The 16,115-nt window shown below is 39.7% G+C and carries 11 protein-coding genes and 1 pseudogene; 1 reads left to right on the top strand and 11 read right to left on the bottom strand.

What is annotated here, in order from left to right; all coding sequences use genetic code 11:
- Positions 1-49 precede the first annotated feature (49 nt).
- The 8 genes from ACFFRD_RS13440 to ACFFRD_RS13405 form a co-directional block, all read right to left on the bottom strand.
- The gene (locus ACFFRD_RS13440) at positions 50-916 is read right to left on the bottom strand and encodes an NAD(P)-dependent oxidoreductase (protein WP_163928974.1); all 867 of its coding nucleotides are present in this window, start codon (positions 914-916) and stop codon (positions 50-52) included.
- A gap of 432 nt (positions 917-1,348) precedes the next feature.
- On the bottom strand, positions 1,349-2,557 hold the full coding sequence (locus ACFFRD_RS13435) for a class I SAM-dependent methyltransferase (protein WP_392481931.1): 1,209 nt from the start codon (positions 2,555-2,557) through the stop codon (positions 1,349-1,351).
- Between the two features lie 93 nt (positions 2,558-2,650).
- Positions 2,651-3,004: a DUF5615 family PIN-like protein gene (locus ACFFRD_RS13430; RefSeq protein WP_392481930.1), complete on the bottom strand. Its 354-nt coding sequence runs from the start codon at positions 3,002-3,004 to the stop codon at positions 2,651-2,653.
- A gap of 6 nt (positions 3,005-3,010) precedes the next feature.
- Positions 3,011-3,343, bottom strand: a complete 333-nt coding sequence (locus ACFFRD_RS13425; RefSeq protein ID WP_193867324.1) for a DUF433 domain-containing protein — start codon at positions 3,341-3,343, stop codon at positions 3,011-3,013.
- A 98-nt stretch (positions 3,344-3,441) separates the two neighbouring features.
- On the bottom strand, positions 3,442-3,831 hold the full coding sequence (locus tag ACFFRD_RS13420) for a VOC family protein (protein WP_392481929.1): 390 nt from the start codon (positions 3,829-3,831) through the stop codon (positions 3,442-3,444).
- A gap of 109 nt (positions 3,832-3,940) precedes the next feature.
- On the bottom strand, positions 3,941-4,477 hold the full coding sequence (locus ACFFRD_RS13415; protein WP_392481927.1) for a GAF domain-containing protein: 537 nt from the start codon (positions 4,475-4,477) through the stop codon (positions 3,941-3,943).
- A 516-nt stretch (positions 4,478-4,993) separates the two neighbouring features.
- The gene (locus ACFFRD_RS13410; protein ID WP_392481926.1) at positions 4,994-5,431 is read right to left on the bottom strand and encodes a hypothetical protein; all 438 of its coding nucleotides are present in this window, start codon (positions 5,429-5,431) and stop codon (positions 4,994-4,996) included.
- 27 nt (positions 5,432-5,458) lie between these two features.
- Positions 5,459-8,479, bottom strand: a complete 3,021-nt coding sequence (locus tag ACFFRD_RS13405; RefSeq protein WP_392481925.1) for an Eco57I restriction-modification methylase domain-containing protein — start codon at positions 8,477-8,479, stop codon at positions 5,459-5,461.
- Positions 8,480-9,159: 680 nt separating this feature from the next.
- Here ACFFRD_RS13405 and ACFFRD_RS13400 point away from each other — a divergent pair.
- On the top strand, positions 9,160-10,116 hold the full coding sequence (locus ACFFRD_RS13400) for a DUF4351 domain-containing protein (protein ID WP_392481924.1): 957 nt from the start codon (positions 9,160-9,162) through the stop codon (positions 10,114-10,116).
- A gap of 277 nt (positions 10,117-10,393) precedes the next feature.
- Here the strand turns inward: ACFFRD_RS13400 and ACFFRD_RS13395 are convergent.
- From ACFFRD_RS13395 to ACFFRD_RS13385, 3 genes and pseudogenes are all read right to left on the bottom strand, one after another.
- A pseudogene (locus tag ACFFRD_RS13395) lies at positions 10,394-10,681 on the bottom strand (transposase); the annotation flags it as partial.
- Between the two features lie 394 nt (positions 10,682-11,075).
- Complete coding sequence (locus ACFFRD_RS13390) at positions 11,076-14,507, bottom strand: helicase-related protein (protein ID WP_392481923.1); 3,432 nt, start codon at positions 14,505-14,507, stop codon at positions 11,076-11,078.
- Positions 14,508-14,747: 240 nt separating this feature from the next.
- Positions 14,748-15,932 (bottom strand): NAD(P)H-quinone oxidoreductase subunit H, encoded by a 1,185-nt coding sequence (locus ACFFRD_RS13385; RefSeq protein WP_392481922.1) that lies wholly within the window; start codon positions 15,930-15,932, stop codon positions 14,748-14,750.
- Between the last annotated feature and the right edge of the window lie 183 nt (positions 15,933-16,115).

Raw genomic sequence — 16,115 nt, 5'->3', positions numbered from 1 at the left:
TCATTCTGACTCCTGAATTCTGACTTCTGAATTCTTCTTCAATCTTCCATCACTCTCCCCATTCTTTAATTACAGAAAATAGTGATGAGTAATCATCATCAGCAAATGACATTTTTACGGCTGTTTGCAAGATTTGCCGCACACCTTTAATACTGCTGAGATCCAAACTTCGAGATTTCGCCTCAGAGATAAACAATTCTGTATCTTTGAGCAAATGTTTTGTGGGGAAATTCGGATCGGCATAATTGCCATCCAACATACGTTGTAGCTTTTTGTCAAAGGTAGGTGCATAGAGTGGACTGTCGCGCAAGATTTGCATAAACATATCCACATCAACACCTTGACGCTGGACAAAAGCCAGGCTCAAAGCAAAGCTAGTTGTTAGGGAAGCTATTAGTTGATTTAGTGCCAATTTAAGCGCCGCCGCAGATCCTACTGGCCCTATAAGTAAAGGTTCTGTCCCAAAATTTTGGAGTAACTTCAAGTGCCGTTGATATTGTTCTGGCTCTGCCCCTACCATCACACTCAACTTACCAGCTTGTGCTTCCGGGATACTCCCTAATACTGGTGCTTCTAAATATTCACCACCACCACCAACTATTGCATCTCTAATTTCCTGGCTTTCTGTGGGAGTAATTGTTCCCATTTGGATGATTGTGCGTCCTTCCAGAGTTTGCCAAGAAGTATCTGAAAGCAACACATTATAAATGGCCGGGGCATTAGTCAGCATGAGGATTACGCACTCAGCAGCACGAATGGCGTGGCGGGGATGTGTAGCAATTTCAGCCCCAGCTGCTTGTAGTGGTGCTAATTTTTCTGGGGTGCGATTGTAGGCAACTAGCTGTATATCTGCGGCTAATAACCTTTGAGCCATTGGTAGTCCCATCAGTCCTGTTCCCAGAAATGCCACCTTCATTTTTCACTTTCCTTTAATACAGCGTAGGCGTAGTCTGTTGTAGACATCGCGTTTCCATTGTTTGATTTTGATCAGCTGTTCTACATTGAAATTGCACAAGCTGGGCGGGCTTTTCGGCCTACCCCACAAGAGTTATGTTTATTCGATTATGCAAATTAAATGTTTTTTAGCTTATCAGTTATCAGTGAACAGTTATCTTTGAACACTGATAACTTCTTGTTTGCTGATTAGCCACCAGCCGCAAAAGTCGCCATAATTATCACTGAAAGCAAAATACCAGGAGTAAGTAGTGTTACTAGCATTAGCAGGTCATGAGTGGACATAATTATTACTTTTGTATTGTGTTTAACTTTACAGTATTCACTGTTATGCTAGTCTAAATAAGATTGATACTGCATTCTTAAATAGAGTTTTAACTTTTCAAATTTACCTTTACTCTGGCAGGGTCAATCCTTTGAGTTTTTGAGAAGTTTCTGTATTGTCCAGACCTTTGCTCTGAATTAAGACTCCAAAGCCGCCGAGTCCTGTGGGATCTATAAGTTGATGTAGTGCATCCCGATGCTGTAGTAACTGCGAGAGAGGTTGCTTTTGCTCGGAAAGGGCTGCAATGCGATCGCCTAACCCCAACGCCATCAAAAATAATCCCTGCTGGATAAAACCAATATTCTTTAAATTGTACTTATCACCCCAGCGTTCCAAAGCCGTAAAGTCAACATGGGCAGTGATATCTTGTCGCCCAATATTAATATAAGGGTTGTCATGGAAACGATGCTGATAATAGCACTGTAGCGTTCCCTGCGATCGCCTGGGATTGTAGTAACGGCTGGCGGGGTAGCCATAATCAATTGTTAGCACATAGCCGCGCTGCAAGCGGTCTGCTACTATACTCAACCAGTCTAAAGCAGCTAAATTAATTTCACTACGGTAGCCATCTGGATATGCACTTTGGGTAAAGTCCATTTCCACTAAGTCTAAATATTCAGCCAGTTGGGGGGTTGAAGGTTCTCCTGTGACTTCTACAAATGATGGGCATGGGGCATGGGGCATCGGGAATGAGACATTGGTTTCTTTCTCATTACTATCTGTGGTTACATAAATTTCTCGAAGTTCGCCCGTTTCTAGGATGAATTGATGTACGGGGAAAGCATCTACTAACTCGTTAGAGAAAAAGCAACCTGCGATCGCATTTGGTGGTATCTCCTCTAAATTACACCAACGCACCGGGAAATCTTGCAAGCGTTGCTGCTGTTCTTGTCTTAAAGTTGGGGACTTTTCAACAATGATGTACTCTAGCACCATAAAAAAATCTGGGTGGTGCTGTTGATGATATTTAAGGATATGCAAAGCTAGCAATCCTTGACCTGCTCCCATTTCTACCAGAGAAAAGGGTACAGGTTTTCCTAAAATCTCCCACATTTGCAAAAATTGTTCTGCGAGTAACTCACCAAAGTCAGGACAGAGGTTGGGAGAGGTAAAAAAATCACTATCTTTAAAGCCTATTTTGACTGCATCGCTGGAATAGTAGCCGTATTCAGGGTGGTATAATGCCAAATCCATGAATTGGGCAAAAGTAATTCGTTTTTGAGGACTGGTGGTAATGTGATTTGCGATCGCTGCACACAGCAAAGCATTGGAATCCATAAAATTTCAGATTTTAGATTGGGGACTACAGAAAACAAATGCTTACCAACGACGGGCTACGCCAACGTCAGCCGAATTAATCGCCTCCAATCGTTAACGCAAAGGCAAGAACCGGACTTGTCCTTCCCATTCTCCTTCTAAGCTACATTCATCTAGCAACAAAATTTCCTCGATCGCTAAACCAACTGAAACACGACGACTGATCTCAAATAAACCAGGCATTGCCAAGCCTGCTTGTAATCGTTCATAAGCAAAAGTTGTCATCGTTGCGACATCATGAGTTAACACCACACGCCTGTTTTGCGCTGCCCATTCTAATACAGTTGGATCGTCTGCTTCAGTCAATCCAACATCCTGAACACGGACAATATCAACATTAATGTTACGACGCAGAACACCACGGATAATCTGATTATTAAAGTTCTCATCAGCCAAAAAACCCAGCATCGTAATTTACCCTTGTGGGTTGCGTCTTGCTAAAAGGCGATCGCGCACTCCAATGGGGTTAAAACGCTTTTCAGCTTCTTGTTGAACCTCCGTAGCAAGTCTTTGACGCTCTAGAAGGTAAGCATCAACCTCACCTTGGTGTTGTAAGTAATAACCAATCACCAAATAGATATCCCAAAGATGAAGCGATGGGTACTGTTCTCTGATCTCTTCTGCTGTAGCCCCTTCAAGGAAAGCTGTAACCACTGTATCTAAAGTGATGCGGGTTTTGCTAATCCTAACAACGCCATTTGCATCAGTTACAAGCGGAATCGAGGTAACAGTAGGAATAAGTAGCATTTTAATATCTAGGCAGTACTGTTTTCCTATGGCCAGTATAAGCCAAATTTAGAAGCAGCCATCTAGATCAAGACATCTGCTAAAAGGCAATTTGTTACTTAGGCACTCACCAACGACACTAGCACACCATTGGGATCGCGGACACGAGCAATCATTTGTCCCCCAGGTTGAGATTTAGGGGCATCTAATGTTTTTGCACCAGCGCCGATCGCTCTCATGTAAGCGCTACCAACATCGGGGGTAATAAATGATATCTGAATTAATGGCGGTGGTTGTGTGGGATCGTTGGGATGGCAACCACCAGGAAATAACTTTTGTGCTTCGCTACTTGAAGAGAAAGCTAGTGTAGTGCTGCCGGTTTCGATTTCCGCCCAGATAGATTGTCCTTTATCCTGGAGAGTGCGACGAACCAGACCAAATGCTTTTTCATAAAACTCAACCGTTTTAACTACATCGTCTACCCAAATAACCATGTAACCAAATTTCATAATTCTTTCTCCTTATCTAGAAAAAATAGAGGGTTTGAAACCCACGGAGTACGCCCTTTTAACTACGAATGACGAATGACAAATGACGAATGACAAATGACGAATTATTTTAACTCTCCAAAATATTACGATCTGTTGCTAGAGTTTGCGCCCCTGTTTGCATCATTTCTATATCTGATGGCGACCAATCATGAGGCCCTTGACAGTGATGTGCTACTAGCAATCCCCATAATCCTCTAGGGATGACAATTGGTACAACCAAGTTAGCGCGAACCTGCAAATTGCGGAGAAAATCTCGGTGACAAGGCTGGATTGGCTCTAATTCAATATCAGCGATCGCTCTTACCCGTCCTGCTAAGTATAAAGCAGCATACTCGTTGTTAAAACATTCATCTGGGCCAGTGGAACCAAGTATTGAAAATTCTTGAGAACTCAAAGATTCAAAAGTCACCTGTCCTTCCCACTGACTGTAAAAATAATACAACACCACCCGATCAACCTGAAGCGATTCTCTGAGTTGATTGGTTGTTTGCCGGACTAACTCATCGCGCTGCATTGTTTTAACAAGGCGATCGAGCAAATTTTGCAAACCCTGTTCACGGCGATCGCGGCTATGGTTAAATTCGGAGTGAGGATGAATTTGCACGGTTCTAATATGATGATTAAGTAAATGCTGCCGGATTTATATAGTAATTTATTACACTTTATTTAAATACATTATTGTATTGATAGCAGCAATTCAATTTTAACGAAACACAATACTAGTAAACCTCTTGGTAAATTTTAAATAAATTATTAAGAAGTTGCAATTTTTAATTAATCTGTACTAGGGATGATTCCAAATTATAAATTTAGTGTTAAGAATATTAAAATTTTACAGATAATATGTATCTTGAGTTTTTTATAGCATAAATTATTTATTGCGATCTAATCTGCAAGTTTTCACTAAATCACAAGTCAGTTTGTATTCAGAGGTACAGAAAATTATCAGTCAATATAGCTAAAAACCTTTTTGGTTCCATCGATTTATAACCGCCAGCTATGTCAATACAGTTCAGATAAGACCAAAACACTTGTAGAGACGGTGATTTATCGCGTCTTGAAAACCCAAAATTTTTTACCAGTAGTCCTTAACTGACCAGTATTCCCAGCTATGTTTGCTTTAATGAGTTAATGCAATTCTTTCTGATTCTGCAAACATTGATGCAAAATTACGATAAGCCTCTAATGCTGCTTCTTTAACAGTTGCATTCACAATGGGAAATGTTGTGAGGATGTAGCTAAATTCATCTTCGGTTAAACCGTAAAGATGTGCTACCATTCCATCGAGTTCGGCGCGGAGATTGGCGCGTTCTGTTTCGTCGGTAACGCCTTGTTGATGGGAACCTAGACCGACTTCTTGCGCGAGTTCGTCAAATTCTGGTGTCGTGCAGATGAGTTTGGCGGCGCGTTGTACAATATCGTTGAAGTTGCGATCGTTTTTTGTTAAACGTGGGACGGGTAGCTGGTAAACATAGAAGAAATTTACATTGGCAGTTACTCTTAGACGTAATAAATAATCTAAAATAAAGCTGTTCCAAACTCCGCAAAGATAAAACATCACATCATAGCTAATTTGACGATTTCCTTAATTATTGTATGTGCGAACAGATTGAAAACTTTCTGAATGAAAGTTTGGAGGAATGATTGTCGAAATCATTGTCCTTGCATCTGTATTCCTAGCAATTTTACGAAACCCAAGTCGGTAATCTTGATAGTCAACTTTTTGACCTCTATCTTCTTTGCGTCCAATTATAGCTGATCTTCCCTCTTTTTCTACAATCCAGTACCGGGGTTTATCAAACTTATGGTTAAATTGGTGAATCATTTTACCTTCATATAAAGGCAACATTAGTTCTTTGAATTCTTGCTGAAACAGATAACTATCATTGGTCATGTGAAATTCACTTTGTAGGTTGATATTCCAACTTTGATTCAGTTTTTCACCTAAAAGTGGAAATTTAGATACTTTTTCTGCTACTAACAAATCATATTTATTTGTAAACTCAACTATTCCTAAACTTTCAGGTGATAGTTTACGAACCATTTCAATATTAATTTGCAAGCTATTATCACTAGGAAAACTTTGAAGTTCCTGCACATCCAAACGCATAAAAGCAGATGGGAAATCAGTTGTTGTACTACCTTTAAGAAAAGTAAGAACAACTATTTTAAAACTGCGATGAACACCTTCAAAGATTTCCTTACGATTCTCAAGACAGAATAAACCAGTAACTTTAGTTTGACTAAACAACATCTCCCGCAATTGCTTAGTCCCCAAATCAGTATAAATCCCGCTAGGAATTACAATTCCGCACTCACCGCCTGAACGCAAAAGATTAAAACACTGTTCTGTAAACAGCTTATAAAGATTAATATCCGTACCTGCTTTTTTACCATTCACAATAGAAATCTGATTTTTATACTGTTCAGATGAACGATAATAAGCGCTGACATAAGGATATTGACTTTGATATTCTAACCAAGTACTTGCAATTATGGGATTTTGTAATAGCTTATTCTGTTCTTTCTCAAAATCCTTAATATCCATCTTGTTCTTCGTCACCAGTTCATTATGCTGTGCAAAGAACTCTTTCGCCTGTGGCTTAAATATTTCCCACGGTGGATTAGTAATAATCGCATCAAAACCGCCGCGTTCTAAAACCTCGTTAAAATGATAACCCCAGTGAAACGGCTTCAAAGCTGCAATATCATCAACCTTCAAAACCCGCTTCTGTGATTTTCCAGTTAACTGAACCTCTTCGTACTTGATACCCAAACGCTTACTAAACTCATCCAACAGCAAAAGATTTAACTTTTCTTGCGATTGTTTGTTGAGTTGTTCAATATTTTTGCGGAGGTGTATCAATCGAGTATCTTGAGGTGTATCTGTATCTGGTAAAGCTTTAGGTAAAAAAGCGTGTTTTTTGTACAATTCAACAGATTTATTCTTTTCTTCGAGAATTTTTTTATAATTATCTGCGGCTAAAGACTGTAATAGATTTCCTTGTAGTGAATTTCCCACCGCATCAAAAGCAGTATCATCAACTTTAATTAAACCAATCAGCGAATTACCCGCCATAATATTAAAATCAATATTAGGCAAAGGCTCTAACTCTTCCACATCATTAGCAGAAGAAACCAACGCTAAGAAAAGACGCAGTTTAGCAATTTCCGTTGCTTCCTCCATGATGTCTATACCATAGAGGTTATCAGAAACAATCCGCTTTTTGATAAAATAAGGTATTGATGGATGGGAATTGTCTATATCTTCAAGTTTCTTTTTGAGAGTATCATCACCCATCAATTTAATTGTGCCGAACACCGCACTATAAACTTGAATGAGCGTCTTCATCGCCGCCACAAGAAAAGCACCAGAACCGCAAGCTGGGTCAAGAATTGATAAATTAGGAAGAATATCTTCCATTAGTAGACGACAAACATTTGTATCCAGCTTGATGAGAAGTTCGTTAATATCCTCAAATGGCTTATGCTGATCAGATAGCGCATCATTTACGCGGTCTACAATTAACTTGTGGATAGTTCTATCACAGAGATATTCTGTAATTTGCGGCCTAGTATAATACGCTCCAAAAGCTTTTTGATTAATATATTTCTCAAAAATATAACCTAAAACATCAGGGTTTATCTCGTCATCTTTTCCTTCCGGCGTATCATCTAGATTCCAAGAATAACGCCCAAATAAATCTAGAACTTGTTCAAACGCCTCATCAACTATAGAAATTTGATATTTATCTTCAATATGATGCTTGAGAAATAGTCCACCATTTAGATATTTAACCTTTCCTACCAATTTTTGTACAGATGAATCGCGTTCAAATTCAGGTTTAGCAAAGCTTTCAAAAAACAAAGCCTTGAGAAATTCATCATAAAAATGATTTTCACCTTTTTGTTTGCTTTGCTCAAGCTTATTTTGCAGATAGTTTAAATCTTTATTATCAATAAAACCCTTACGCTGGAGAAAATAAACAAACATCAGGCGATTAAGAATTACCGATGTATACCAACGTCTATCTATCTCATTATCAATTCCATTCACAAACAGCAAAAACTTCTGGTGTTGTTCTTGAAATTCCTTGTAAAACTTCTTAGTTACAGGCTCAACATCAAACCCGCGTTGTAATTTATAAGCAATTTCAACAACAGTCGGTTCCCCATGTTCTAATTCAGTAATATCAATAACTAAAGAACCAAGCTTGCTTAAAAATAAGTCTCCTGGTTGACCCTTTACATATAAATGGTCACGAACGAAGCTTTTACTTCCTTCTCGTTTCACCCAATACCAAAGACTACGTGTGCGTTCTTGGGTAATAAAAATTAAGAGATTTTCATTTATAAATTTAGTAACTTCTTGATGAATAGCAACTCTCACTTTAGCTTCTGGTATGTTCCCATCTGCTGCGGTGACTTCAAAGATTGCAACCCCTGAGAGTTCAGCAATTTTCTGATATTGATACGTCTTGTTATCAATCTTTAAAGTTTCAGGTTTTTGTCTTGAGGGTTTAGACCAACCTAATTCTTCTATAAATAAATCACTAAATTTAAACTTAGAGAGTAAATCGCGTGTTCGTTGAAAATTGAGTGACATAATCTACCATGCTTGGAAAATAAAAACCAAGCATGGTAAATTTGCCATTCAGAAAATAAATCTGTGGCTTTAAAAATTAAGTCTGCGCTGGCGGACTTCAAGAAACCCTGTTTATAGGAGTTAAATTTTTACCATGCTTTTTATACTTTATAAATCCTTTACATTTAATTAGGCTGAGAAATTATACGTAAAAATTAGCAATTTCTCTAAACGTCGGCTTTATTTGTCCAACCGTGATTTTTTATTGTCAAGTATATTTGCTGATTACTTTATCAAAACGCCTAATTGCTTTATAAAAAGGTCTGTTTACTTTCTCAAAACACTGAAATGCTTTCTAAAAAGAAGCTTTTACTTATTCAAACCCCAGTTTGTTTTCTCATTTCGGTGTTTTCCGCAAGCAAAATAAGCTTTTACTTATTCAAACCCTAGTTTGCTTTCTCATTTCGGTATTTTACGTAAGCAAAATAAGCTTTTACTTTCTCAAACCCCAGTTTGCTTTCTCATTTCGGTATTTTACGTAATATAAGAAAGAAAGACACGATAAATCGCCGTCTCTACAAAGGGTTAATTATTGTAGAGACGGCGATTCATCGCGTCTCTTGCCTTTGGATGTAAGCGCTTTGGATTATCTTGTTGTTCACAAATGATTTAGGATTTTTAAATGGTATAACAATAAACTAATGACAGAAGAACTGGAAAGAGCAGATAATGATAGCCCATGGAAAGAAATTTTAGAAGCTTATTTTCCCCAAGCAATGCAATTTTTCTTTCCCCAAACAGCAGAACTAATTAATTGGGAACGTCCCCACGAATTTCTTGATAAGGAATTTCAACAAATAGCCCGTGAAGCTGAACTTGGTAGAAGATATGCAGATAAATTAGTTAAAGTCTGGCAAATTCAAGGACAAGAAATTTGGCTATTAATCCATGTAGAAATCCAGGCAAAATCAGAAGACATCTTTGCAGAAAGAATGTTTTCTTACAACCTGCGAATTTTTGACAGATTTGCAAAACCTGCCATCAGTTTGGCAATTTTGTGCGATACAGACCCAACATGGCGACCCAATCAATATAGTTATAATTATCCCAATACCAGGCTTAACTTTGAATTTGGAACTGTCAAGCTGCTGGATTATCAAAATCGTTGGACAGAATTAGAAGCCAGCGAAAACCCATTTGCAACTGTAGTAATGGCGCATTTGAAGACGCAGCAAACAAGTAAAAAGCTAGGAGAACGTAAAGCTTGGAAATTTAGTTTAATTCGCCGATTGTATGAATTAGGATTGCAAGAAAAAGATATTCGTAACCTTTATCGATTTATTGATTGGGTTATGATTTTACCAAAAGCCTTGGAAGCAGAATTTTGGCAAGAGTTTAAGCAATTTGAGCAGGAGCGAACTATGAGCTACATTACCACAGGCGAGCGCATTGGTTACGAGCGAGGAAAACAAGAACAAGGACAAACCCTCGTGTTACGGCAACTACAAAAACGGGTAGGAGAGTTACCACAAGAAATTCGGGAGCGCATTCAAACTCTTTCTTTAGAGCAATTAGAAGCACTTGGCGAGGCTTTATTGGATTTTACAGCCATTGAGGATTTACTTAACTGGTTGGAAGCAAATCAAACAGTGCATTAAACGTAGCGACTGTCTTAAAAGTCAAGCGATCGTTAACAAAAAAGTGGTGGTGGAAGCATTGACGCAACTGAGGAACGCTGCGCTAGATTCGGCGGTGTCTGGTACGGGCTAGAAGACTTATGGCTTGTAGTCTAGATAGTCAAAGCCCGCACCAGACACTCCGCTTCGCCGCCGAATCTTCCTCAGTTGCTGGATTTCTAGTGAAGATAAAAAAGAGCATAAAAAGTTGACCCAAATGCCGCAATGGGATCATCGGGGGGGCTATTCCAAAGTATAAAGTTTTAGCTAACTTACCCGTAGCCTTAGCAAAATCTCGTCCTTGACGAGGATTAATTAGTGCAACTGGTAAAAGTGCGGCTTGTAATTGGATTATCAGTTCAGTTTCTAATCCTCCCGTTGCCTCAATTACAATGAGATTTAAACTATAGGATTTGAGTTGCTCGACTAAACCTGCTATTTCTACTTCTGTGTTAGCAACCTTTAATGCTTTACCCAAAGGACGGATGTAAACATCAAGAGTGGCTTTGCTAACATCAATGCCCACCCATACGAAGATATTTTCCATTTTCACCAATCAACATTGCTGAAAAATATGTTGAATTCATCCCCTTGATTACACTCATCCTTGCCCGATACGGACTGTATACTTTAAATATCAGTGTTTAAAGTTTTGTCCCTGGCGACTGTTCGAGTTCTGTCAAAGAGATTGTTGTAGTGACCCATGCTACAAAGCGGTCTTTGTTGACCAAGGTTGGGACGGTCTACTACTCTTTCTAAGATACAAGGTTGGGTAGAGAGGAGCGCAACCCAACAAATATCAGGATGTTGGGTTACGCAAAGCCTCCACCCAACCTACAATTTTTTTACTAAATAATAAAGACGCGATAAATCGCCGTCTCTACAAGGCGCTAATTATTGTAGAGACGGCGATTCATCGCGTCTTTTGCTTTAATTACGAATTACGAATTAGAAAATAATCCTAGAGAACAAATAATCTGAGGTTCTCGCTTTTCTAATTCTTCTGTCACAATACACAAACGGTCATCCATGCGTAACGACACAACTAAATCAGCCAACACCTGATTATTAATACCACTTCTCAGTTGACGATTCAGAGTATCAATAGCTGACTGTCGCAAAGGATAACGGTAAATTTCATCAATTGCTTTTAAAAGTTCTTCGCTAACAAATAGTGTTCCTTTCATTTCTTGAACATAACTTTTCAGTCGTTCATAAGTGCGGAACCTTGCACCTGATGGTCGCCCTAATTGACCGCCGGCATTTTTCTCCTCTTCAGCAATCAATTCAGCACCCTTTTGTACTAACTTGTGATGCTGTTTATCCCTCGGTATCGCTGGAGTAGATTCTTCACACGCCGCTACTCGAAGCACCGCTAATTGTGATTGAGTAACGCTATTTCCATCGCGGTCAACATAAATCAAAGAATCATTCCCTTCTGTGGTTTTCATATAAAGCAATACCCCTTCTGGTTGTACAGGTTGCGGAGTATGGGCGCGGGTAGAATAAACTACATTTTCCATTTCTTCTATCGTTTTTTTCAAACCCGGATTACCATCGGTGGCTTTTTTCCAAATTTGAAATGCTTCTGAAGTCAAATCAACTTCTGTATCTTCTTCACCATCTAAAACTCCAGATTTCTCGTTGTATAAATCAAGAATTACTCGTGCATCATCATCTTCAAAAAAAGCTTCATCAGTTCCCACAACTTCCGCATTTTCTTGTAGTCGTTTACGGAGTCGTCCCCGCAAATTAATAATCCGTTCTACTCCCTCGGCTGGTAAAAAAGAATAACAAAGAATTTTATCAGCATTTTGGCCAATGCGGTCTACCCTTCCGGCGCGTTGAATTAAGCGAATAATCGCCCAAGGTAAATCCCAATTGACGATAATTGCACAGTCTTGTAAATTATGACCTTCACTCAAAACATCGGTGGCGATTAAAATCCGCAACTCATCTGATGATGAAATTTGCTCCCGTTTTCCATTACTCACAGGGCTAAATCTTCCCGTCATTATTGTTGGGTCTTTAGATTGTCCCGTTACCCCAGCTACATTAGTAATATGATTCAACTGCAAATTATCTGCAAGGTAGCGGACTGTATCAGCAAATTGTGTGAAAATTAGTACTTTATCTTGTGGGTGAGTTTTTGTTAGCAGTTTGATTAAAGCTGCCAGCTTTTCATCTTTTTGAGGATTCCACTCGCCACACTGTTGCAGCACATTAATCAGTGCTTTAGCATCTTCTAGCAAATCACGTTTCAGTTTTTTAATATCAAAAAGCGTAGAACGCAACCACTTAAATCTTCGTTGATATCGGGTTGTATATTCTTGGTAAATTGATTCTGCTCTTTGACGAAATACTTTTTCTGTTTTTAATGCCTTCTCATCCTCGTTAGCAAAAGAAGTTACTTCTCCTTCTCTCTCTATTTGCAACGACGCACTAGAATCATCTTCTTCTATTTCTGTATCAAACAAAGCTGCTACCACAGAATCAGCATCTTCATCATTATTTCTTGTATCTAATAACTCAGCTTCCTGAGTTCCAATAGGAATATCAAACCCTTGCTCTAGGGCATATAAATAAATAAAGTTTCGTAAAATGTGGCGTTCAATTGATTGAATAAAAGCAATAGCACTACTTTCTAAACGTTTAAATAAATTAGTACGAGAAAAACCCATTAACCTCCTGCCACCACGAAATAAGCTATTAATAAAGCGTTGTTCGGTGTCTGTAGGTGGCTGTTTTTGTTTAGCAATAACGTAATTTCCTAGACCATAACGAGGTAAGTTAAGTTGATTAATTACTTCTACAACTAACTCTGAGTAAAGACGAGCATAAAAGTCACTGCTAGAACCTTCTAAAGGAAACTTGAGACTCCGAGGTAGACGCTGAGGAAAATAAGAACGTCTTCCATCGGAAAATTCTAAATATTTCCGCCCTGTTTCATCTGTGTGGGCATAATTATCTTTAATAAAAGAGCGAGTGCGGCGCACCATGTAACGCTTCATCAATTCTCGCCAGTCATCAGGGTGTTCGCTTTTCTCAAAGGCAGCTAAAGAACGCACTGAACATTGATGCTTTCTAATAAACTCTAATTCTCCTATTGAACTACCACCCAGTTCATTAATTAAAGCTTCTGGTCTTAATCCTAAATCTTGGTCTTCTGGCACAAACAACCGTAGTTGCGCGGAAAGGTCAAGATAACTTTTATTGTAAGGAGTCGCAGATAATAAAATACATTTACTTTCGTTAGCAGCAATATATTCTATGATTGCTCGATAACGTTTACCTTCGCGGTTACGTAAATTATGACTTTCATCAATTAACACAACTCGATAACGCCGGAGTGTTGGTAATTTATTTTGTACTTGACTAATTGGTATAATTTCGGCAAGTAATCGATAGTTATCTTTATATTCTTGCCACATTGAAACTAGGTTTTTTGGGCAAATAATTAGCGTTTCTAAATAACAATCTTCTTGTAATATTTTGGCAAGGGCGGTTCCAACTAAAGTTTTGCCCAAACCAACCACATCACCCACTAACACGCCACCACGCCTAGTTACATGACGTGCTGCTAGCTGTACCGCAGCTTTTTGGAAATCAAATAAGTTATTAAATTCGCGGGGGATGCGGAATTCTGAAAGTCCTGCGATCGCTTCATGGGATAAGTGGTAAGCTATCTTCAGGTAGATGTAGTAAGGTGAAACTAGCTCATCTCTCGCCCAACTCTGGTCAATAATTTCCGCCAATTCTTGGGAAATATCTACACAACCGTAATCTTGCCAGCGATCGCTAAACCACTTTTGCAGTTTATTACAAGCATCGTGGTCTAAAATATCAACATTCAACTCCCCTTGTTTCGCCAATCCGGGAAGGGTTAAATTACTACTACCCAAGAATCCCACAGTTGGAGTGTTAGGGTCATAACGATGCACAAGATATAACTTGGCGTGGAGAGAATGCCGCAGAAACAGTTTAATAATTACCTTCTGACTTTTTAGCTGATGACTTAACCGCCGCAACCCCGCTTCATCTTGATTAGTCGGCGCACCGATAGTCAACTGCTGGCGAAATTCCGCCGCCATACGTTTTTTAAACCGCACAATGCTACTGTTATCAATTCGCCCATCACCACTAACAAGGCTAAATGCTGCATGAACCTCATCACTGGGTAAGCTTTGCATCCCAATTAGCAAACGACAACAAGCATTTTCACTACCAACATACTGTTCGATTAAATCATCAATTCTTCGCCAACCTCTGAGGTTGAAGTAGCCAACGCAAAAATCTGCGCGATAAGAGATTTTGAGGGTTTCTCGTAAAATTGGTAGCAGTTGCAAATCTATGTTGTCAAAAATACGGGGCATTATTTAAAACTCATCAATATTTCGTACCTATGTTATATGAGTAAAAAATTTTTCCAGCCAGATTACTGAAGAGTGCATTCTTCTTGGCGTTCTTGGCGACTTGGCGGTTCGATTAGTCAATTATTTTTACGAACCGCCAAGAACGCCAAGGAGAGAAGAAAGAAATATTTAACTGAACTGTAAAAAAATAGAGCAGTTGTATTATGCAACTGCTCTAAAAAATACTTAGATAAATATTTTCTACCTATCCACAGACCCCATGATTACGTCAACACTACCAAGAATCACCACAATATCTGCAACCTTCATGCCGCGCAGTAAATGTGGGACAATCTGGAGGTTGTTGAAATCTGCGGCGCGAATCTTCCACCGTGCAGGGAAGACATTATCATCGCCAACCAAATAAATTCCCAATTCACCTTTACCACTTTCTACACGGGCATAGATTTCACCCTTGGGTATCTTGAAAGTGGGGGAAACTTTTTTACCGATGAATTGGTAATCAAATGCGTCCCATTCAGATTTTTTACCTGCGGCTAAACGCTTGGCTTCCAGATTTTCGTAAGGGCCGCCAGGAAGTCCTTTAATTGCTTGGCGAATAATCTTCACAGATTCGCGCATTTCCCGCATCCGCACCACGTAACGGGCAAAGCAATCACCAGCAGTTTCCCACTGTACATCCCAGTCGAAATCGTCGTAACATTCGTAATGGTCAACTTTCCGCAAATCCCATTGCACACCAGAAGCGCGTAACATTGGGCCAGAAAGTCCCCAGTTAATTGCTTCTTCACGGGTGATAGTCCCAATACCCTCAACACGTCGCCGGAAGATGGGGTTATCAGTTACTAAGCGTTCGTATTCATCAACTTTAGGCAATAGGTAGTCGCAGAATTCTATACACTTATCTACCCAACCGTAAGGTAAATCGGCTGCTACCCCGCCAACGCGGAAGTAGTTATTATTTACCATCCGATAACCTGTAGCAGCTTCCCACAAATCATAAATCATCTCCCGTTCGCGGAACTGGTAGAAGAAGGGAGTTTGAGCGCCTACGTCAGCTAAAAAGGGGCCAAACCATAGCAAGTGGTTAGCAATGCGGTTCAACTCCAGCATGATGACGCGGATGTAGCTAGCGCGTTTGGGGACAGCGATACCTGCAAGCTTTTCTGGGGCGTTAACAGTGACAGCTTCGTTGAACATTCCCGCAGCGTAGTCCCAGCGACTAACGTAAGGGACGTACATTACATTAGTGCGGTTCTCAGCAATTTTTTCCATTCCCCGGTGCAGGTAGCCGATGACCGGTTCACAGTCAACGACATCCTCGCCATCCAGAGTCATGATTAGCCGCAGAACCCCGTGCATTGAGGGGTGGTGTGGCCCCATGTTTAGCACCATTGGTTCAGTGCGGGTTTCTAGTCTGGTCATAGATTTCGTGTTCTCCTGTTGTGTTCGTGTAGCGTGCCAAAGGCAAAATTTTGAATTGAACCGCGTAGATGCCAACCAGACCCGATTTATCTAGTCTGCCAAGCCAAAGTTAAGCTTGCAGGAGCAATACTTTTAAGAAAACTGCCTTAAGGCGTTTATAATGTATTGCCCATACAGGGGTAT

This window comes from Nostoc sp. C110, assembly GCF_043099725.1.
Taxonomy (GTDB): Bacteria; Cyanobacteriota; Cyanobacteriia; order Cyanobacteriales; family Nostocaceae; genus Nostoc; species Nostoc muscorum_A.
Note: the sequence above shows the minus strand (reverse complement) of the source record. Positions and strands in the feature narration are given on the sequence as shown.

What these genes read in the sequence shown, in the direction of transcription:
- ACFFRD_RS13430 (WP_392481930.1), bottom strand. Translation starts at nt 3,004, where the DNA reads ATGCTGGGTTTTTTGGCTGATGAGAACTTTAATAATCAGATTATCCGT.
- ACFFRD_RS13385 (WP_392481922.1), bottom strand. Translation starts at nt 15,932, where the DNA reads ATGACCAGACTAGAAACCCGCACTGAACCAATGGTGCTAAACATGGGG.
- ACFFRD_RS13400 (WP_392481924.1), top strand. Translation starts at nt 9,160, where the DNA reads ATGACAGAAGAACTGGAAAGAGCAGATAATGATAGCCCATGGAAAGAA.
- ACFFRD_RS13390 (WP_392481923.1), bottom strand. Translation starts at nt 14,507, where the DNA reads ATGCCCCGTATTTTTGACAACATAGATTTGCAACTGCTACCAATTTTA.
- ACFFRD_RS13435 (WP_392481931.1), bottom strand. Translation starts at nt 2,557, where the DNA reads ATGGATTCCAATGCTTTGCTGTGTGCAGCGATCGCAAATCACATTACC.
- ACFFRD_RS13410 (WP_392481926.1), bottom strand. Translation starts at nt 5,431, where the DNA reads ATGTTTTATCTTTGCGGAGTTTGGAACAGCTTTATTTTAGATTATTTA.
- ACFFRD_RS13440 (WP_163928974.1), bottom strand. Translation starts at nt 916, where the DNA reads ATGAAGGTGGCATTTCTGGGAACAGGACTGATGGGACTACCAATGGCT.
- ACFFRD_RS13425 (WP_193867324.1), bottom strand. Translation starts at nt 3,343, where the DNA reads ATGCTACTTATTCCTACTGTTACCTCGATTCCGCTTGTAACTGATGCA.
- ACFFRD_RS13420 (WP_392481929.1), bottom strand. Translation starts at nt 3,831, where the DNA reads ATGAAATTTGGTTACATGGTTATTTGGGTAGACGATGTAGTTAAAACG.
- ACFFRD_RS13405 (WP_392481925.1), bottom strand. Translation starts at nt 8,479, where the DNA reads ATGTCACTCAATTTTCAACGAACACGCGATTTACTCTCTAAGTTTAAA.